15 protein-coding genes are annotated in these 18,299 nt (G+C 70.7%); 2 read left to right on the top strand and 13 right to left on the bottom strand.

What is annotated here, in order from left to right:
• Positions 1-536 precede the first annotated feature (536 nt).
• The 10 genes from tyrS to argC all read right to left on the bottom strand — a co-directional run bounded on the left by tyrS (position 537) and on the right by argC (position 11,064).
• Positions 537-1,805, bottom strand: coding sequence for a tyrosine--tRNA ligase (gene tyrS, locus ABZ463_RS13390; protein ID WP_362775890.1), 1,269 nt, complete (start codon positions 1,803-1,805; stop codon positions 537-539).
• A 116-nt stretch (positions 1,806-1,921) separates the two neighbouring features.
• Positions 1,922-2,578 (bottom strand): DNA-3-methyladenine glycosylase, encoded by a 657-nt coding sequence (locus ABZ463_RS13385; RefSeq protein WP_362775888.1) that lies wholly within the window; start codon positions 2,576-2,578, stop codon positions 1,922-1,924.
• A complete protein-coding gene (argH, locus tag ABZ463_RS13380) occupies positions 2,560-3,978 on the bottom strand; it encodes an argininosuccinate lyase (RefSeq protein ID WP_352011717.1) in 1,419 nt (472 codons plus the stop codon). Before argH ends, ABZ463_RS13385 begins: the two co-directional genes overlap by 19 nt.
• A 40-nt stretch (positions 3,979-4,018) precedes the next feature.
• Positions 4,019-5,218 (bottom strand): argininosuccinate synthase, encoded by a 1,200-nt coding sequence (locus ABZ463_RS13375; protein WP_352011716.1) that lies wholly within the window; start codon positions 5,216-5,218, stop codon positions 4,019-4,021.
• Between the two features lie 65 nt (positions 5,219-5,283).
• Complete coding sequence (locus tag ABZ463_RS13370) at positions 5,284-5,778, bottom strand: arginine repressor (RefSeq protein ID WP_184716701.1); 495 nt, start codon at positions 5,776-5,778, stop codon at positions 5,284-5,286.
• A gap of 8 nt (positions 5,779-5,786) precedes the next feature.
• Positions 5,787-6,755: an ornithine carbamoyltransferase gene (gene argF / locus ABZ463_RS13365; protein WP_352011715.1), complete on the bottom strand. Its 969-nt coding sequence runs from the start codon at positions 6,753-6,755 to the stop codon at positions 5,787-5,789.
• The gene (locus tag ABZ463_RS13360; RefSeq protein ID WP_362775910.1) at positions 6,748-7,896 is read right to left on the bottom strand and encodes an acetylornithine transaminase; all 1,149 of its coding nucleotides are present in this window, start codon (positions 7,894-7,896) and stop codon (positions 6,748-6,750) included. The genes argF and ABZ463_RS13360 overlap by 8 nt, the downstream gene beginning before the upstream one ends.
• 44 nt (positions 7,897-7,940) lie before the next feature.
• The gene (gene argB / locus ABZ463_RS13355; RefSeq protein ID WP_352011714.1) at positions 7,941-8,894 is read right to left on the bottom strand and encodes an acetylglutamate kinase; all 954 of its coding nucleotides are present in this window, start codon (positions 8,892-8,894) and stop codon (positions 7,941-7,943) included.
• The gene (gene argJ / locus ABZ463_RS13350; RefSeq protein ID WP_352011713.1) at positions 8,891-10,045 is read right to left on the bottom strand and encodes a bifunctional glutamate N-acetyltransferase/amino-acid acetyltransferase ArgJ; all 1,155 of its coding nucleotides are present in this window, start codon (positions 10,043-10,045) and stop codon (positions 8,891-8,893) included. Before argJ ends, argB begins: the two co-directional genes overlap by 4 nt.
• Positions 10,042-11,064, bottom strand: coding sequence for an N-acetyl-gamma-glutamyl-phosphate reductase (argC, locus tag ABZ463_RS13345; RefSeq protein WP_362775884.1), 1,023 nt, complete (start codon positions 11,062-11,064; stop codon positions 10,042-10,044). Before argC ends, argJ begins: the two co-directional genes overlap by 4 nt.
• A gap of 212 nt (positions 11,065-11,276) precedes the next feature.
• Here argC and ABZ463_RS13340 point away from each other — a divergent pair, with 212 nt between their 5' ends.
• A complete protein-coding gene (locus ABZ463_RS13340) occupies positions 11,277-12,938 on the top strand; it encodes a class I adenylate-forming enzyme family protein (protein WP_362775882.1) in 1,662 nt (553 codons plus the stop codon).
• Positions 12,939-13,053: 115 nt separating this feature from the next.
• On the top strand, positions 13,054-14,307 hold the full coding sequence (locus ABZ463_RS13335; protein WP_352011710.1) for an MFS transporter: 1,254 nt from the start codon (positions 13,054-13,056) through the stop codon (positions 14,305-14,307).
• Here the strand turns inward: ABZ463_RS13335 and ABZ463_RS13330 are convergent.
• The 3 genes from ABZ463_RS13330 to pheS form a co-directional block, all read right to left on the bottom strand.
• Entirely contained in the window at positions 14,304-14,552 is a 249-nt protein-coding gene (locus ABZ463_RS13330) for a hypothetical protein (RefSeq protein ID WP_352011709.1), read from the bottom strand. The two genes, ABZ463_RS13335 and ABZ463_RS13330, sit on opposite strands and share 4 nt — an antisense overlap.
• Before the next feature lie 70 nt (positions 14,553-14,622).
• A complete protein-coding gene (pheT, locus tag ABZ463_RS13325) occupies positions 14,623-17,139 on the bottom strand; it encodes a phenylalanine--tRNA ligase subunit beta (RefSeq protein WP_362775879.1) in 2,517 nt (838 codons plus the stop codon).
• On the bottom strand, positions 17,139-18,179 hold the full coding sequence (pheS, locus tag ABZ463_RS13320; protein ID WP_352011735.1) for a phenylalanine--tRNA ligase subunit alpha: 1,041 nt from the start codon (positions 18,177-18,179) through the stop codon (positions 17,139-17,141). The genes pheT and pheS overlap by 1 nt, the downstream gene beginning before the upstream one ends.
• Positions 18,180-18,299: the final 120 nt, after the last annotated feature.

The following is an 18,299-nucleotide window of genomic DNA, read 5'->3' as shown; positions in this document are numbered from 1 at the left end:
GCACTGGCTTTTAGCACACTGTTGAGTTCTCAAGAAACGGACGCGTTCACCGTCCGCCGCCACACCATCCGGTGCGACCACTTCAGGGGCACAAAATTCCGTGTTCCCATCCTATCATTTCCGGCCGGTCCGTGTCAACCCGCTGCCTTCGCAGGCACTCGACACCAACCCGCCAGACCCGCTAGGATCTCGCTCACCCCGTCTCCGGAGCAACCCTCCAAACTTACCGTGACATTCAGACCGTGTCAAAGTCCCTGTTTTCCAGAGGCCAGCGCAAAGCCCGAACACCGAAGTTCGTTGAGAGGGGTTCACCCCTGGGGCCCGTCCGCGCTTTGAGGCGTCCGGCTCGCTCCCGGGGCATTGAGAACTTTAGGCGGACCCTCAAGACCCGTCAAATCAGGCCCATCCTGAGAAACCGCAGGTCACCGTAGATCCGTACGGGAACCCGGGACCTTCGCTACCCAAACGTTACCGTTCTAAACGGCCAAGGCCCCGGTTTCGTCACCGGGGCCTTGGCCGTACAGCGGAGGAAGAGGTCAGGCGCCGAGCAGTTCGACGCCTCCGATGGAGCGCTTGCCACGCCGCAGCACCAGGAACCGCCCATGCAGCAGGTCCTCGGCCGAGGGCACGTACGCCTCATCGGTGATCTTCACGTTGTTGAGGTAGGCGCCGCCCTCCTTGACCGCCCTGCGCGCGGCGGACTTCGACTCCACCAGCCCGCTCTGAGCCAGCAGGTCGACATAGGTGGCTCCCAGCTCGGAGATCTCGGCGCGCGGCACCTCCGCCAGTGCCTCCCCCAGCGTCCGCGCGGGCAGTTCCTCCAGCGAACCCTGTCCGAACAGGGCGGCCGAGGCCGCGATCACGGCGGCGCACTCGTCCGCGCCGTGCACCAGCGTGGTGAACTCGGTGGCGAGCGCGCGCTGGGCCTCCCGGGCCGCGGGCCGTTCAACCGCCGCCTTCTCCAGCTCCTCGATCTCCTCGCGGGACTTGAAGCTGTAGATCTTGAGGAACTTCACGACGTCGCGGTCGTCGGCGTTCAGCCAGAACTGGTAGAAGGCGTACGGCGAGGTCATCTCCGGGTTGAGCCACACCGCGCCGCCGGCCGTCTTGCCGAACTTGGTCCCGTCGGCCTTCGTGATCAGCGGCACGGTCAGCGCGTGCACGTGGCCGCCGGTCACCCTGCGGATCAGGTCGGTTCCCGCGGTGATGTTGCCCCACTGGTCGCTGCCGCCGATCTGCAGCGTGCAGCCGTGGCGCCTGTTCAGCTCCAGGTAGTCGTTGGCCTGCAGGATCTGGTAGCTGAACTCGGTGTAGCTGAGCCCGTCGCCGCCCAGACGCGCCGAGACCGACTCGCGGGCCAGCATGCGGTTGATCGGGAAGTGCTTGCCGACGTCGCGCAGGAAGTCGATCGCGGACATGCCCTCGGTCCAGTCGAGGTTGCTGACCAGGGTGCCGCCGCCCGCCTCGGAGAAGTCGAGGAACTTCTCCAGCTGGACCCGGATCCGCGCGACCCACTCGGCGACGATCTCAGAGGAGTTGAGCGAGCGCTCGGTGCTGCGGCCGCTCGGATCTCCGATGAGACCCGTCGCGCCGCCGACCAGACCGATGATCCGGTGCCCGGCCCGCTGCAGGCGGGTGAGGGTCAGCAGCGGGACCAGGTTGCCGACGTGCAGGGAGGGCGCGGTCGGGTCGAAGCCGCAATAGACCGTGATCGGACCCTCGGCCATCGCAGCCCGCAGGGCGTCGATGTCGGTGGACTGCGCGATCAGGCCGCGCCAGGCGAGGTCATCCAGAATCTCGGTCACGATCTTTGCTTTCCAATGCTCGAACGGTCAGTACGGCTTCGCCTACAGCCTGCCCGATCTCCGCACCACTTCGCCACTTGGTAGACGCACGTTCCCAGTCAGACCAGGGTGAATCCCTACCTACGCCGCGGAACGTGCGGCCGGTACGGGGAAACCGTGCGGTCGCCGTCGATCCAGAAACGCCAGGGGGTCTCCCGTCCCGTCGAGACACCGGTACGCGGTCCCGAACGGATCAGGCCGGGGTCGGCGGGCTTCCCCTCAAGGACCGTGATCGGTCCCGGCGGGCAGGCGTCGAGCCCGTTGTGCTCCCGGGTGAACCCGAGCGCGACCGCCAGGCGCGCGGGCCCGCGGGCGAGGTCGCGCCCGGAGACCGTACGGCTCGCACCCGCCGATCTTCGAGCCGCCGCGGTCTCGATCCCGGCGACCACCTCACCGGCACGCATCAGCACACCCGAGCCGACTCCCTCAGGCAGGCAGACCAGGTTGGCGCAGAAGTGCATGCCGTAGGTGAAGTAGACGTACAGATGCCCCGGAGGCCCGAACATCACCGCGTTGCGCATCGTCCTGCCGCGGAAGGTGTGGGAGGCGGGGTCCTGACCCGGCACGCCGTACGCCTCGACCTCGGTGAGACGGACCGCGACCGGGCCGTATGTGATCACACGGCCCAGAAGGTCGGGGGCGACCTCGGGTCCCGGCCTGTCGAAGAAGTCGCGGGTCAGCGGGATGTCCCCGGCGAGCGGACGCTCGCCGGGTGTCAGTTGCCGCTCGCCCACGCCGCCTGGCCGTCGACGGTCTCCCGCAGGTCGAGGAGCTGGTCGCGCACCCTGTCGGGGGCCGTGCCGCCGTGGGCCTTGCGGGCCGCGAGCGCGCCCGGCACCGAGAGCACCTCCCGGGAGTCGGGGGTGAAGTGCTCGGAGACCTTGAGCAGTTCCTCGTCGGTGAGCTGGTCGAAGTCCTTGTCGTTGACCTGGCACCAGACGACCAGGTGGCCGACCGCCTCGTGCGCCTCCCTGAAGGGGACGCCCCTGCGCACCAGCAGTTCGGCCAGGTCCGTGGCCAGGGCGAACCCGTCGGGGGCCGAGGACTCCAGCTTGGCGGTGTTGACCCGCATGGTGGAGACCAGGCCGGCCATCGCGGGCAGGACCAGCAGCAGGGTGTCGACGGAGTCGAAGACCGGCTCCTTGTCCTCCTGCAGGTCACGGTTGTAGGTCAGCGGCAGACCCTTGAGCGTCGTCAGCAGCGACATGAGGTTGCCGACGAGACGGCCGCTCTTGCCCCTGGCGAGCTCGGCGACGTCGGGGTTCTTCTTCTGCGGCATGATCGACGAGCCGGTGGAGTAGGCGTCGTCCATCTCGATCCAGCGGAACTCCTGCGAGGCCCACAGGACGATCTCCTCGCCGAGCCGTGACAGGTGCACGCCGATCATCGCCGCGTCGAACAGGAACTCCGCCGCGAAGTCCCGGTCGGCCACGGCGTCCATCGAGTTGGGCGCGGCCGAGTCGAAGCCCAGCTCCCTGGCCACCGCCTGCGGGTCGAGCGGCAGGGAGGAGCCCGCCAGCGCGCCCGAGCCGAGCGGGGAGACGGCCGCCCGCCTGTCCCAGTCGCGCAGCCGTTCGATGTCGCGGGTGAAGGCGTGGACGTGGGCCAGGAGCTGGTGGCCGAAGGAGACCGGCTGCGCGTGCTGCAGGTGGGTCATGCCGGGAGCGGCCGTCTCGGCGTGCTGCTCGGCCTGGCTCATCAGCGCGGTCTCCAGCTCGACCAGCCGGGACACGATGTGCCTGACGTGGTCGCGGAGGTAGAGGCGAAGATCGGTGGCGATCTGGTCGTTGCGGCTGCGGCCCGCGCGGAGCTTTCCGCCGAGTGTGCCGAGGCGCTCCAGCAGACCGCGTTCGAGCGCGGTGTGGACGTCCTCATCCGCCACGGTCGGCCGGAACTCTCCGGCCTGGCAGGCCCGCTCAAGGTCGTCCAGGGCGCCGATCATGCGTCCCAGCTCGTCCTCGGTGAGCAGGCCCGCCCTCTGCAGCACCCGGGCGTGCGCGCGCGAGGCCAGCAGGTCGTACGGTACGAGCCGCCAGTCGAAGTGCACGCTCACCGAGAGCCGGGTCAGCGCGTCGGCCGGCCCTCCCTCGAACCGGCCGCCCCACAGCCGCATCGGCTTACCACCATCAGTCACCGTTGTTCTCCTCCCCATTCAATCCGCGACCTTAGCCCAATCAGGCCAGCCGAGCGTCCCGCGCCGCCGCGATCTTGGAGGGAAGGCTCCACAGCTCGACGAAGCCCTTGGCCAGGGACTGGTCGAAGGTGTCGCCGGTGTCGTAGGTGGCGAGGTTGAAGTCGTACAGCGAGGCCTCGGAGCGCCTGCCGGTGACGGTGGCCCGGCCGCCGTGCAGGACCATCCGGATCTCGCCGGTGACGTGCTCCTGGGCCTCGGCGATGAAGACGTCCAGGGCCTTCTTCAGCGGGGAGAACCACAGACCGTCGTAGACGAGCTCGCCCCAGCGCTGGTCGACGGACCTCTTGAACCTGGCCAGGTCGCGCTCGACGGTGACGTTCTCCAGCTCCATGTGCGCGGTGATCAGCGCGATGGCGCCCGGCGCCTCGTAGACCTCGCGGGACTTGATGCCGACGAGCCGGTCCTCGACCATGTCGAGCCTGCCGACGCCCTGGGCGCCCGCGCGCTGGTTCAGCTCGGAGATGATCTGGAACGGGGTCAGGTGGCGCCCGTCGAGCGCGACCGGGACGCCCTTGACGAAGCTGATGATGACCTCGTCGGCCTCACGCGGCTGGGCCGGGTCGGAGGTGTAGGAGTAGACGTCCTCGATGGGGCCGTTCCAGATGTCCTCCAGGAAGCCGGTCTCCACGGCCCTGCCCCAGATGTTCTGGTCGATCGAGTAGGGGTTCTTCTTGCTGGTCTCGATCGGGAGGTTCTTCTCCTCGGCGTAGGCGATCGCCTTGTCCCTGGTCCACGCGTAGTCACGGGCGGGGGCGATGACCTTGAGCTCGGGGAAGAGCGCGGCCAGGCCGGCCTCGAAGCGGACCTGGTCGTTGCCCTTGCCGGTGCAGCCGTGGGCGACGTGGGTGCCGCCGAACTGCTTGGCCGCGGTGGCCAGGTGCTTGACGATCAGCGGCCGGGACAGCGCGGAGACCAGCGGGTAGCGGTCCATGTAGAGCGCGTTGGCCTGCAGGGCGGGCACGCAGAAGTCGGCGGCGAACTCCTCTCGGGCGTCGACGACGACGGACTCGGCGGCGCCGCAGTCGATGGCCCGCTTGCGGATGATCTCCATGTCCTCGCCGCCCTGGCCGACGTCGATGGCCACGGCGATCACCTCGGCTCCGGTCTTCTCCGCGAGGAACGGGATGGCAACGGAGGTGTCGAGGCCGCCTGAGAAGGCGAGTACGACCCGGTCAGTCATGATCAGTCTCTCCAAAGTCTTGTGCGGGTGTTTCTGGTTGAGCTGGGATGGCCCGCCGAAGCGGGCTACATACGTCGGTCGGCGTGCCTCAGCAGGGCCTCGGCGACCGCTTCCCCACCCATCGGGTCGCGGCTGATGACGAGGATCGTGTCGTCTCCGGCCACCGTGCCGAGGATGGACTTCCAGCCCGCGTGGTCGATGGCGGAGGCGAGGAACTGCGCGGCACCCGGCGGGGTGCGCACGATCACCAGGTTGGCGGACGCGTCCGCCGAGACGAGGAGTTCCTCGGCGATCCGGCTCAGCCGGGCGGCCGGAGTCTCACCGCCGCCGAGCCTGGCCGGCGGGATTCTTCCGCCGCCCTCGCCCGGCAGGGCGTAGACCAGGGAGCCGTCCTCGGCCCGCAGCTTGAGCGCGCCGAGTTCGTCCAGGTCGCGGGAGAGAGTGGCCTGGGTGACCTCCACCCCGCTCTCCAGCAGAAGCTTAGCCAGGTCAGGCTGGGAGCGGACCGGCTGCCGCGCCAGGAGCTCGGCGATTCGCGCCTGGCGGGCCACCTTGGTCATGGGAATCGTCACGGTGTCCGCCCTCCCTTCCCGGACTGCGAGACCAGCCAGTGCAGCAGGGCCTTCTGGGCGTGCAGGCGGTTCTCCGCCTGGTCCCACACCAGGCTCTGCGGGCCGTCGAGGACGTCGGCGGAGATCTCAAGCCCCCGGTAGGCGGGCAGGCAGTGCAGAACGATCGCGCCTCTGGCGGCCCGGTCCATCAGCTCGGCGTTGACCTGGAAGGGCGTCAGGTCGGCGATCCGCTGCTCCTTGCCGTCCTGGCCCATCGAGACCCAGGTGTCGGTCGTGACGACGTCGGCGTCCGCCACGGCCGTCCCGGCGTCCGGCAGCACGGCGACCGAGCCGCCGGTGCCCACGGCGATCTCGCCCGCCTTGCGCAGGACCGCCGGGTCGGGCCGGTACCCGGCCGGGGCGGCGATCCGCACGTGCATGCCCGCCAGCGCCCCGCCGAGCAGGTAGGAGTGGGCCATGTTGTTGGCGCCGTCCCCGAGGTAGGTCAGGGTGAGCCCGGCCGTGGAGCCGAAGTGTTCCCTGACGGTCTGCAGGTCGGCGAGGATCTGGCAGGGGTGGAACTCGTCGGTCAGCGCGTTGACCACCGGCACGGAGGAGGCCGCGGCCATGGCCTCGACCCGCTCCTGTCCCGAGGTGCGCCACACGATGGCGCTCGTCTGGCGTTCCAGGACCCGGGCGGTGTCCTCGATGGACTCGCCCCGGCCCATCTGCGAGGACCCGGCGTCGAGGATGAGGGGCAGGCCGCCCAGTTCCCCGACACCCACGGCGAAGGAGATCCTGGTGCGGGTCGACGGCTTGTCGAAGAGCACCGCGACCGTCTGCGGGCCCTCGAAGGGGCGGTAGCCGTACCGGTCCTTCTTCATGGCCGTGGCCAGGTCGAGCACCTCCGCCTGCTCGGCGGGCGAGAGGTCGTCGTCACGCAGGAAGTGCCTGGTCCCTGAAACGGTGGTGCCTTGCTCAGTCACTGGATGCCTCGTCGAGAAGTGCCGGAAGCGCGGTCACGAAGGTGGTGACCTGTTCCGCGGTGATCACGAGCGGGGGTGCGAGCCGTACGGCGTCCGGCTGGACGGCGTTGACCAGGAAGCCGGCGCGCTGGGCGGCCTCCTGGAATCGGCCCGCGCGCTCGGCGGTCAGGACGACGGCCAGCCACAGGCCCCGGCCTCTGACCCCCTTGAGCAGGGGGTGCTCGACCGCGGCGATTCCCTCGGACAGCAGTGTCCCGACGGTCTTGACGTGTTCGAGCAGGCCCTGGCTCTCGATGGTCTCCAGTACGGCCAGCGCCGCGGCGGCCGAGACGGGGTTGCCGCCGAAGGTCGAGCCGTGGTCTCCCTTGGCGAAGAGCGTTCCTGCGGCGCCGAGACCGACGCAGGCGCCGATCGGCATGCCTCCGCCGAGGCCCTTGGCCAGGGTCAGCACGTCGGGCAGGACGCCTTCGTGCTGGTGGGCGAACCAGCGTCCGGTACGGCCGATGGCCGACTGGATCTCGTCGGCGACCAGCAGCGCGCCGGTCGTGTCGCAGATCTCCCTGACGGCCCTGAGGTAGCCGTCGGGCGGCGGGACGACTCCGGCCTCGCCCTGGGTGGGTTCGAGGAAGACCGCGGCGCACTCGTCGGTGACGGCGTTCTTCAGCGCGTCGGCGTCGCCGTAGGGGACAAAGCGGACATCAGCCGGGAAGGGCCCGAACTGGTCGCGGATGGCGCGCTTGCCGGTCAGCGAGAGAGCGCCCAGGCTACGGCCGTGGAAGCCGTTCTCCGTGGCCACGACGTAGGGGCGGCCGTTGGCCTTGCCGTACTTGATGGCGAGTTTGAGGGCGGCCTCGTTCGCCTCGGTGCCCGAGTTGGTGAGGAACACCCGGGCGGGGGCGCCGAGCAGGCCGATCAGCCGTTCGGCGAGCAGCACCTCGGGCTCGTTCAGGAACAGGTTGCTGGTGTGGGCGAGCGTGGCGACCTGCCGGGTGACGGCCTCGACGAGCGCGGGGTGCGCGTGGCCGAGCGAGCTGACCGCGATGCCGCCGATCAGGTCGAGGTACTCGGTGCCGTCGACGTCCCAGACCCGTGAGCCCTCGCCGCGCGCCAGCACCACCGGGGGCACGCCGTAGTTGGGCATGAAGGCGGCCTCGAAACGCCTGCTGAGCGCTTCCGACTGGTTGCTCACGTGTCACTCCCGTTCAGCTCGTTGGTGGTGCTCGCCCGCCGCCCGGCCGTGTCCGGCAGGACCATGGTGCCGACGCCCTCGTCGGTGAAGATCTCCAGCAGCACCGAGTGGGGCACCCTGCCGTCGAGCACGTGTGCCTGGGGCACGCCGCCGCGGACCGCGCTCAGGCAGGCCTCCATCTTGGGCACCATGCCGCTGGACAGGCCGGGCAGGAGCCCGGCGAGTTCGGTGGCCTTCAGGCGCCTGATGACCTCGTTCTCCCCGGCGGCCGCGTCGGGGCGCCAGTCGCGGTAGAGGCCTTCGACGTCGGTGAGGACGATCAGCTTGGAGGCGCCGAGCGCCACGGCCAGGGCGGCCGCCGCGGTGTCGGCGTTGACGTTGTAGACGGTGCCGTCCTCGCTGCGCGCGACCGAGGAGACGACGGGGATGCGCCCGTCGTCGAGCAGCGCCCGCACCGCTCCGGCCTCGACGTCGACGATGTCGCCGACCTGGCCGATGTCGACCTTGACGCCGTCGACGACGGCGTGCTTGCGGACCGCGGTGAACAGGTGGGCGTCCTCACCGGACATGCCGATCGCGAGCGGGCCGTGCCGGTTGATCAGGCCGACGACGTCACGGTTGACCTGGCCGACCAGGACCATCCTGACGACCTGCATGGCCTCGGGGGTGGTGACCCGCAGGCCCGCGGTGAAGGTCGACTCGATGCCGAGCCGGTCGAGCTGGGCGTTGATCTGGGGGCCGCCGCCGTGCACGATCACCGGCTTGAGACCGGCGTAGCGCAGGAAGACGACGTCGTCGGCGAACTTCTCCCTCAGGTGTTCCTCGGTCATCGCGTTACCGCCGTACTTGATGACGACGGTCGCGCCCTGGAAGCGGGCGAGCCAGGGCAACGCCTCGATGAGCGTGTGCGCCTTGGCCAGGGCCGCCTGGGTCCTTGTGGGGACGCTCATGACGAGTAGGCCGAGTTCTCGTGGACGTAGGCCACGGTGAGGTCGGTGGTGTGGATCGTCGCGGCGTGCGGGCCCGCCGACAGGTCGACGGTGATCGTCACGTCGCGGGGGCGCAGGTCCACCTTGGAGCGGTCGTCCCCCGCGGCTCCGCCACGGCAGATCCACACGCCGTTGATGGCCACGTTGAGCCGGTCGGCCTCGAAGACGGCGTCGGTGGTGCCGACGGCGGACAGCACTCGGCCCCAGTTGGGGTCCTCGCCGTAGATGGCGCACTTGAGCAGGTTGGAGCGGGAGACGGCACGGCCGACGACGACGGCGTCCTCCTCGGAGGCGGCGCCGATGACCTCGATGGCGATCGCCTTGGTCGCGCCCTCGGCGTCGACCAGGAGCTGACGGGCCAGGTCGGCGCAGACGGCGCGGACGACCTGCCCGAACTCGGCGAGGTCGGGGCTGACACCGGAGGCGCCGCTGGCCAGCAGCAGGACGGTGTCGTTGGTCGACATGCAGCCGTCGGAGTCGAGCCGGTCGAAGGTGACCCTGGTCGCCTCGCGCAGCGCGGTCTGGAGCTGCTCGGCGGGCACGTCGGCGTCGGTGGTGATCACGCAGAGCATGGTGGCCAGGCCGGGGGCGAGCATGCCCGCGCCCTTGGCCATGCCGCCGACCATGTAGCCGCCCTCGCCCTTGCGGAAGGAGATCTTGGAGACGGTGTCCGTGGTGCGGATGGCGTCGGCGGCGGCCAGGCCGCCGTCCCTGCTGGCCTGGGAGACCGCGGTGCCGATCCCGCCGAGCAGGGCGTCCATCGGCAGCCGTTCGCCGATCAGGCCGGTCGAGCAGACCGCGATCTCACCCGCGGAGTCCTGGAGCTCCTCGGCGACGCGCTCGGCGGTCGCGTGGGTGTCCTGGAAGCCCGCGCTGCCGGTACAGGCGTTCGCGCCGCCCGAGTTGAGCACGACGGCCCTGACCCGGCCCCCGGCCAGCACCTGCTGGGACCACACGACCGGTGCGGCCTTGACACGGTTGCTCGTGAAGACACCGGCCGCGGCACGTGACGGGCCGTCGTTGACGACCAGCGCCAGGTCGCGGGCGTCACCGGACTTGATGCCTGCGGCGATGCCGGCTGCCCTGAATCCGAGGGGGGCGGTCACGCTCATGGGGCGACTCCGTTGAGAGGAAGGCCGAGTTCTTCTGACAGGCCGAGTGCGAGGTTGGCGCTCTGGATCGCGCCTCCCGCGGTGCCCTTGGTGAGGTTGTCGATGGCGACGACGGCGACGACGCGGCCGGCGCGCTCGTCCAGGGTGACCTGGAGGGCGGCGGTGTTGGCGCCGAGGGTCATCGAGGTCGTGGGCCACTGGCCCTCGGGCAGCAGCCGCAGGAACGGCTCGTCCTTCGTCGCGGCCTGGTAGGCCTCGCGGAGCAGGGCGGCGGTGACGCCGGGTTTGGCGGGCGCCGTGCAGGTGGCGAGGATGCCGCGGCTCATGGGAGCGAGCAGCGGGGTGAAGGAGACCTTCACCGGGGCTCCGGCCAGCGGGGAGAGGTTCTGCTCCATCTCGGGGGTGTGCCGGTGGACGCCGCCCACACCGTAGGCGCCGACCGAACCCATGACCTCGCTGCCCAGCAGGCTCGGCTTGAGGGACTTGCCCGCCCCGCTCGTGCCGCTCGCGGCGACCACGACCACGTCGGGCTCGGCGAGACCCGCGGCGAAGGCGGGGAACATGGCCAGCGTGACGGCGGTCGGGTAGCAGCCGGGGACGGCGATCCTGCGGGTGGCGCGGAGTTCCTCGCGCCGTCCGGGCAGCTCGGGCAGGCCGTACGGCCAGGAGCCCGCGTGGGCGCCGCCGTAGAAGTGCTCCCAGGCGGCGGGGTCGGTGAGGCGGAAGTCGGCGCCGCAGTCGACGACCAGCGTGTCCTGGCCGAGTTGCTCGGCGACCGCGGCCGACTGGCCGTGCGGCAGCGCGAGGAAGACCAGGTCGTGGCCGCCGAGGGTCTCGGCGGTCGTCTCCAGGAGTGTGCGATCGGCGAGCGGGGCCAGGTGGGGCTGGTGGGCGCCCAGGAGGGTGCCCGCGTTCGACCCGGCGGTCACCGCGCCGATCTCAATCTCCGGGTGTGACAGCAGCAGGCGCAGGATCTCGCCTCCGGCGTAACCGCTGGCACCCGCGATGGCCGCTTTCATCCGCCCCCCAAACACTGCATATTCATGCACGATTGCTCATGAACTTACTAGAAAGATTATGCACGCCGGGGGAACGTCATGCAAGCATCAGACAATCTACTCTTCCATCCACAAAACATCACAAAACATGCATGTGATCATGCGGGGCCCGCCTCTGCCCCGCCCGGTATCGTGATGTCTCCCGCCCCTTCATCTCCGGGGAGTACGAACGCATGGCCGTCCCTCACGACCAGGTCCTGGCTCGGCTCACCGCCCCGGGGCAGCTCTTCGAGATGGAGGAGGTCCCGGGTTCCTGTGGCCCGGTGAGAACGTGGAAACACGCCCCTGTCCACTTCCGGACACTGCTTGAGGCCAGCAGGCGCCACGGCCCCAAGGTCTTCCTCGTCTACGAGGACGAGCGCGTCACCTACGAGGAGCACTACCTGCGCGCCGCGACGCTGGCCAGGCGTCTGGCCGGGGAGTACGGCGTGGCCAAGGGCGACCGGGTGGCCATCGCCATGCGCAACTACCCGGAATGGGTGATCGCCTTCTCCGCGGTGCTGGCCGCCGGAGCGGTCGCCGTACCGCTCAACGCGTGGTGGAGCGCCAAGGAGCTGGAGTTCGGCCTGTCCGACTCGGGGGCGCGGGTGCTGATCGCCGACGGCGAGCGCGCCGCGGCGCTCGCCGGGGCCGGATGCCCGCTGATCGTGGCGCGCGGCGAGGTGCCCGCGGGCGCCCGTTCCTTCGCCGAGGTACTGGGCGCCGTCGAGCCGGACGTGACGCCGCCGCCGGTCGACCTCTCCCCGCAGGATCCCGCGACCATCCTGTACACCTCCGGCACGACCGGCCGCCCGAAGGGCGCACTCGGCAGCCATCGCAACCTGGGCCAGTCCCCGCTGACGGTGGCCTACGGCACGACGCGCAGCGCGGTCAGGGCGGGCAGGGACCCCGCGCGCAAGGCGGGAAGGCGCCGCGTCACCCTCCTGACCGTCCCCCTCTTCCACGCCACCGGCTGCTTCGCGGTGATGACCACCACGATGTTCGGCGGCGACGGCCTGGTGCTGATGCGCAGGTGGGACGCAGGACGCGCGCTCGAACTCATCGAACGGGAGCGGGTCACCAACCTCAGCGGCGTGCCGACCAACATCTGGCAGCTGTTGTCCCACCCCGGCCTGGCCGAGGCCGACGTCTCAAGCCTCACCTCCCTCGGGTACGGCGGCGCCCCCGCCCCGCCGAGGCTGCTCGAACGGCTCACCGAACTGCTGCCCAGCCGCTCCCCGACCAACGGGTACGGCATGACCGAGACGACCGCGCTGGCCATCGGCAACGGCGGCCCGGACTATCTCGCCAGACCTGACAGCGTCGGCCTTCCCGTGCCGGTGGTCGACGTGCGCGTCACCGGCCAGGGCGGTGAGGAGCTGCCGGTCGGCGAGGTCGGCGAACTGCGCCTGCGCGGCCCCAACGTGATCCTCGGCTACTGGAACCGGCCGGAGGAGACCGCGGAGGCCTTCGCGGACGGCTGGCTGCGCACCGGAGACCTGGCCAGGGTCGACGAGGAGGGCTTCGTCTACATCGTCGACCGGGCCAAGGACATGGTCATCCGGGGCGGGGAGAACGTCTACTGCGCCGAGGTCGAGGCCGCGCTCTTCGAGCATCCGGCGGTCGAGGACGCCGCGGTGATCGGCATCCCGCACGAGGAGCTCGGCGAGGAGGTCGGCGCGATCGTACGGCTCGCCTCCCCCGTGGGGGACGAGGAGCTGCGGACCTTCCTCCGCGAGCGGATCGCCCCCTTCAAGGTCCCCGTCCGGTTCTGGATCCGCGAGAGCGAGTTGCCCCGCAACCCCGGCGGCAAGATCCTCAAGACGGTCCTGCGCCGGGAGGTCCTCGGCACCTGACCTGCCGCCGGGGGGTGGAAAACCGTTTGCCCCGATGCGGAGCGATAGCAAAAACTGTCTCCTTGTGCCGGAGAAATCTGATCGCTCCCTCGGGGGGCTGCTGCGCAGAGTCGGAATGGACCTTGGGCCGCTCCGCGACTCACGTGACTTCCGGCTGCTGTTCGCCTCCGGGGCCATCACGATGTTCGGCACCTTCCTCACCCTGGTCGCGCTGCCGCTGCAGATGAAGCAGCTCACCGACTCCTATGTGGCGGTCAGCCTGGTCAGCGCGGCCGAGTTCGTGCCGATGGTGCTGTGCGGGCTCTGGGGCGGCGCGATCGCGGATGCGCTCGACCGGCGCAAGATCATTCTCTACACCGAGGCCGGGCTCTGCCTCACGACGGTCGCCCTGACGGTCAACGCCCTGCTGCCCAGGCCGCAGATCTGGGTCCTGTACGTGGTCGGGGCGCTCAGCGCGGGACTGGGCAGCCTGCAGCGGCCCAGCCTGGAGGCGCTGCTCCCCCGGGTCGTCCGGCACGACCAGGTCGGCGCCGCCGCCGCGCTGTCCGGCTTCCGCTGGACCCTCGGTGCCATCGTCGGCCCCGCGCTCAGCGGCCTGATCGCCGCCGTGTTCGGCGTCGCGGCGGCCTACGGCGTCGACGTGGCCACCTTCCTGATCTCCATGGCCCTGCTCTGGATGGTCAGGATGCCCGCGCAGTCGAAGGACGCTCCCCCCGCCTCGATCGCAGCGCTCGTCGAGGGGGTCCGCTACGCCGTGCGGCGTCCCGACCTGATGGGCACCTATCTGGTGGACATCGCGGCGATGGTCTTCGCCTCGTGCGCCGCGCTGTACCCCTTCCTGGCCGACGAGCTCGGTTCCCCTCAGGCGATCGGCCTGCTCTTCTCCGCCACCGCCGTCGGATCGCTGGTCGCCTCGGCCACCTCCGGCTGGACGGCCCGGGTCCACCGGCACGGCCTGGGTGTCATCGTCGCGGCGGCCGTCTGTGGGGTCGCGGTCGCGGCGGCGTCCGTCATGCCGACCGTCTGGGGCGTGTTCGCCTTCCTGGCGCTGGCCGGGGCGGCCGACATGATCAGCGGCATCTTCCGCTCGACCATCTGGAACCAGACCATCCCCGACGAGCTTCGGGGCCGTCTGGCCGGGATCGAACTGCTCTCCTACACCAGTGGCCCGATGCTGGGCAACGCGCGAGCGGGCATGATGGCCCAGCTCGGCGGCACCCGCTTCTCCATGGGCGTCGGCGGGCTGCTGTGCGTCGGCGCGGTCGCGGCGATGGCGGCGCTGCTGCCCGGCTTCGGGCGCTACGACGCCCGTACCGACGAGCACGCCGTACGGGAACGTGCCCGCCGTACGGCCGTCACCGAGGCCTAGAGGTCCTGCTCGCGCCAGCCGTCGTGCTCCTCGGCGAGTTCCTCAAGCCGGGTCACGGCCTCGGCGGGCAGCGCGCCGCCGGGGTCCTCGACGACCACGAGCCACTGGGCGTCCTCGGCGTCGTCCTCCCCCGCGAGGGTCTCCCGCACCACCGAGGGCGCCTCCACCTGGGGAAACTCCTCTCCCACCAGGTCCGCGACCTCCTCGGCCTCCGTACGTTCGGCGAACACCAGCAGATGTCTCATTCGTCCCCCACAGGCGAAGGCCCCGGCCGCCACGGGTCGTCCGTGGTGGCCGGGGCCGTACCGAATCCGATCAGACCCCGCGCAGCTGCGCTCCGGTCCGCTCGCCCGCCAGGGCGACCGCGGCGTCGCGGGCCGCGGTGGTCTCCTCGACGGTGAGCGTCCGGTCGGCCGCCCTGAACCACAGGGAGTAGGCCAGCGACTTGTTCCCCTCACCGATCTGGGCGCCGGTGTAGACGTCGAACAGCCGGATCGACTCCAGCAGTTCGCCCGCTCCCTCGCGCAGCGCCGCCTCGACCTCGGCAACCGGCGTCGCGGCGTCGACGACGAGCGCGACGTCCTGGGTGGCGATCGGGTAGGCGGAGATGGAGGAGACCTGCACCGGGCCCGGCATCAGCCCTTCGAGGTGGGTCAGCTCCAGCTCCATCGCGCTGGTGCGCGACGGCAGGCCGTAGGCCTCGATGACGCGCGGGTGCAGCTCACCGGCGTGGCCGACGAGGACGTCCCCGACGTACAGCGCGGCGCAGCGGCCCGGGTGCCAGGGCTCGTGCCGGTCGGCGCGGACGTCGAGGACGACCCCCGCCTCGCGGGCCACCACGCGGGCGGCCTCGACGGCGTCGGCCCAGCCTGCCTGTCGGCCCTTGCCCCACCAGCCGGAGCGCTCGAACTCGCCCGCGAGCACCACCCCGGCCCGCAGCGGCTGGGCGGGCAGAGCCGCCTCGATCGAGGCGAGCTCCTCCGCCTCGGGCCTGCGGTCCACGCCGAGGACCGGCGCGGTCGCGGGCGCGTCCTCGGCGGGCCGGTAGACCAGGCCCGTCTCGAACAACGCCACGTCGCCGAAGCCCCTGCCCACGTTGCGGACCAGCGTCTTGAGCAGGCCGGGCAGCAGCGTGGTGCGCAGCAGCGGCTCGTCCTCGCTGAGCGGGTTGGCCAGCCGTACGGCCAGGCGACGGGCGTCACCGGCGGGCAGCTGCAGGTTGTCGAGGTCGCGCTCCCCGAAGAACGGGTAGGCCAGGATCTCGACGTAGCCGGAGGCCGCCAGCGCCCTTCCCGTACGGCGGCGCAGCCGCTGTCCCGGGGTCAGGCCCGCGCCCGCCGGAGCGCCCGGCAGGATCGAGGGCAGCCTGTCGTAGCCCTCAAGCCGGATGACCTCCTCGGCGAGGTCGTTGGGGTCGGTCAGGTCGGGCCGCCACGAGGGCGGGGTGACGGTCAGCATGTCGTCGCCGACCACGGCCAGCTTGGCGGCCAGTTCGTCCCCGGGCTCGACCGAGCCTTCCACGACCGTGCAGCCGACCTGCTCCAGGTTCCGGACCACCGTCTCGCGGTCGTAGACGACGCCCGCGACCCGGCCGGGGTAGCCGCTCGGGATGGAGATCTGGACGGGCTCGATCTCGATCGCCGCGTGGGTCACCCCGGGCTGGACCACGCCGCCGCCCAGTTCGGCCAGCAGGCTGACCGCACGCCAGGAGGCGTAGAGCGGAAGCTCCCGGTCCACACCCCGCTCGAAGCGCTTGGACGCCTCGCTGACCAGGTTGTGGCGGCGGGACATCCGCGCGATGCCGCTGGCGGAGAAGTGCGCGGCCTCGATCACAATGTCGGTCGAGGTGTCGGAGATCTCGGTGTTCAGGCCGCCCATGGTGCCCGCCATCGAGATGGCACCCGAGGCGTCGGTGATGAGGATGTCACCGGGGTCGAGCGTGCGCACGGCGTGGTCGAGGGTCTCCAGCTTCTCGCCGGGCTCGGCGCGGCGCACGACGATCTCACCGTCAAGCCGGGTCGCGTCGAAGGCGTGCAGGGGCTGGCCGAGCTCCAGCATCACGTAGTTGGTGACGTCGACGGCCAGCGAGACCGGCCGCATGCCCGCGCGCGACAGGCGCGTGCGCATCCACAGCGGGCTCGGCGCCGCCGGGTCGAAGCCCTGGACCTCCCGCAGCACGAAACGGTCGCACGCGCTCGCGTCGGCGATCGAGGCCGGGTAGGACGGGGCCGCCTCGGCGGGCGGGGAGACGTCGGCGGGGTCGAGGAAGGCAACCCCGAAGGCGGTGGCCACCTCCCTGGCCACACCGCGGATCGACAGCGCGTAGCCGATGTCCGGGGTGATCTCCAGCTCGATCACGTCGTCGCGCAGGCCGAGGAGCTCGGCCACGTCCGCGCCGATGGGCGTGCCCTCCGGCAGCACCATGATGCCGTTGTGCTCGTCGCTCAGCCCGAGCTCGCGCTCCGAGCAGATCATGCCCTCGGACATGCGTCCGTAGGTCTTGCGCGCGCCGACCTCGAAACCGCCGGGCAGCACGCCGCCGGGCAGCACGACCGGCACCCGGTCGCCGACGACGAAGTTGGTCGCGCCGCACACGATCTCCCGCGGGGCGGCCTCACCGACCTCGACCTGGCAGTGCCGGATCGGCTTCTTGAAGCCCTGCAGCTCCTCGATGGCGAGCACCTCGCCGACCACGACGCTCTTGACGTCATGACCGTAGGAGGTGACGGCCTCCAGCTTGAGACCGGCGGCGGTGAGCCTGTCGGCCACCTCGTGCGCGGTCACGGCGGGGAGATCGACGTACTCCCGCAGCCATGAAAGCGGGACCTTCATCAGACCTCCATTCCGAACGGAAGCGTGAAACGCACGTCTCCCTCGACCATGTCACGCATGTCCTCGACGTTGTGGCGGAACATCAGCGTGCGCTCGATGCCCATACCGAAGGCGAACCCGCTGTAGCGGGACGGGTCGACGCCGCAGGCGATCAGCACCCGCGGGTTGACCATCCCGCAGCCGCCCCACTCGATCCAGCCCTCCGACTTGCACGTACGGCAGTGCGGGTTGCCCGGCACCGCGGAGGCGCCCCGGCACACGAAGCACCGCAGGTCCATCTCCGCCGAGGGCTCGGTGAACGGGAAGTAGTTCGGCCTGAACCTGGTGGTGATGCCCTCCCCGAACATGAGCTCGGCGAACCTGTCCAGGGTGCCCTTGAGGTGAGCCATGGTCAGGCCCTCGTCGACGGCCAGTCCCTCGACCTGGTGGAAGACCGGCGTGTGGGTGGCGTCGAGCTCGTCGGTGCGGAACACCTTGCCCGGCGAGATCACGTAGACCGGCAGCGGACGGCTCAGCAGCGCCCGGACCTGCACCGGGGAGGTCTGGGTGCGCAGCACCTTGCCCGAGTCGACGGACTCGACGAAGAAGGTGTCGTGCTCGGAGCGCGCCGGGTGGTCGGGCGAGATGTTCAGCGCGTCGAAGTTGAACCACTCGCCTTCCAGCTCCGGCCCCTCGGCGACCTCGTAGCCCATGCCGACGAAGGCGTCCGCGATGCGCTCCTGCAGGGTGGTCAGCGGGTGGCGGGCACCGCGGGCCGTGCGGTCCCAGGGCAGTGTGACGTCGACGGTCTCCTCAACGAGGACCCGCTCGTCGCGCTCGGCCTCCAGCTGTGCCTGACGCTCGGCGAAGGCGTCCGCGACGGCCTTGCGCGCGCCGCCGATGCGTTTGCCCGCCTCTGCCCGGGCCGCGGGCGGAAGCGCGCCGATCTCACGGTTGGCCAGGGCGATCGGCGAGCGGTCGCCGGCGTGCGCGAGCCGTACCTGCTTGAGTTCGTCGAGGTCGCGCGCCGCCTTGACGGCGTCGAGCGCCTCCGCCTGCATGCGCGCCACCTCGTCGGCGTGCAGCGGGGTCACCTCGACCGGGTCGTAGTTAGACAAGAGAAAGCTCCGAATCCAGGGCTTGAGCGGCCATGAGTCTAGTCGGGGAAGCCCACCGGGCTG

This window comes from Streptosporangium sp. NPDC020145, assembly GCF_040631275.1.
Classification (GTDB): Bacteria; Actinomycetota; Actinomycetes; order Streptosporangiales; family Streptosporangiaceae; genus Streptosporangium.
The sequence above is the reverse complement of the archived record's forward strand: the minus strand, read 5'-3'. Positions and strand labels throughout refer to the sequence as shown.

Coding starts and splice junctions, on each gene's coding strand:
- ABZ463_RS13375 (WP_352011716.1), bottom strand. CDS start 5,218: ATGACTGACCGGGTCGTACTCGCCTTCTCAGGCGGCCTCGACACCTCC.
- ABZ463_RS13370 (WP_184716701.1), bottom strand. CDS start 5,778: ATGACCAAGGTGGCCCGCCAGGCGCGAATCGCCGAGCTCCTGGCGCGG.
- ABZ463_RS13360 (WP_362775910.1), bottom strand. CDS start 7,896: ATGCCCAACTACGGCGTGCCCCCGGTGGTGCTGGCGCGCGGCGAGGGC.
- argB (WP_352011714.1), bottom strand. CDS start 8,894: ATGAGCGTCCCCACAAGGACCCAGGCGGCCCTGGCCAAGGCGCACACG.
- argJ (WP_352011713.1), bottom strand. CDS start 10,045: ATGAGCGTGACCGCCCCCCTCGGATTCAGGGCAGCCGGCATCGCCGCA.
- argC (WP_362775884.1), bottom strand. CDS start 11,064: ATGAAAGCGGCCATCGCGGGTGCCAGCGGTTACGCCGGAGGCGAGATC.
- ABZ463_RS13340 (WP_362775882.1), top strand. CDS start 11,277: ATGGCCGTCCCTCACGACCAGGTCCTGGCTCGGCTCACCGCCCCGGGG.
- ABZ463_RS13335 (WP_352011710.1), top strand. CDS start 13,054: ATGGACCTTGGGCCGCTCCGCGACTCACGTGACTTCCGGCTGCTGTTC.
- ABZ463_RS13330 (WP_352011709.1), bottom strand. CDS start 14,552: ATGAGACATCTGCTGGTGTTCGCCGAACGTACGGAGGCCGAGGAGGTC.
- pheT (WP_362775879.1), bottom strand. CDS start 17,139: ATGAAGGTCCCGCTTTCATGGCTGCGGGAGTACGTCGATCTCCCCGCC.
- pheS (WP_352011735.1), bottom strand. CDS start 18,179: ATGCAGGCGGAGGCGCTCGACGCCGTCAAGGCGGCGCGCGACCTCGAC.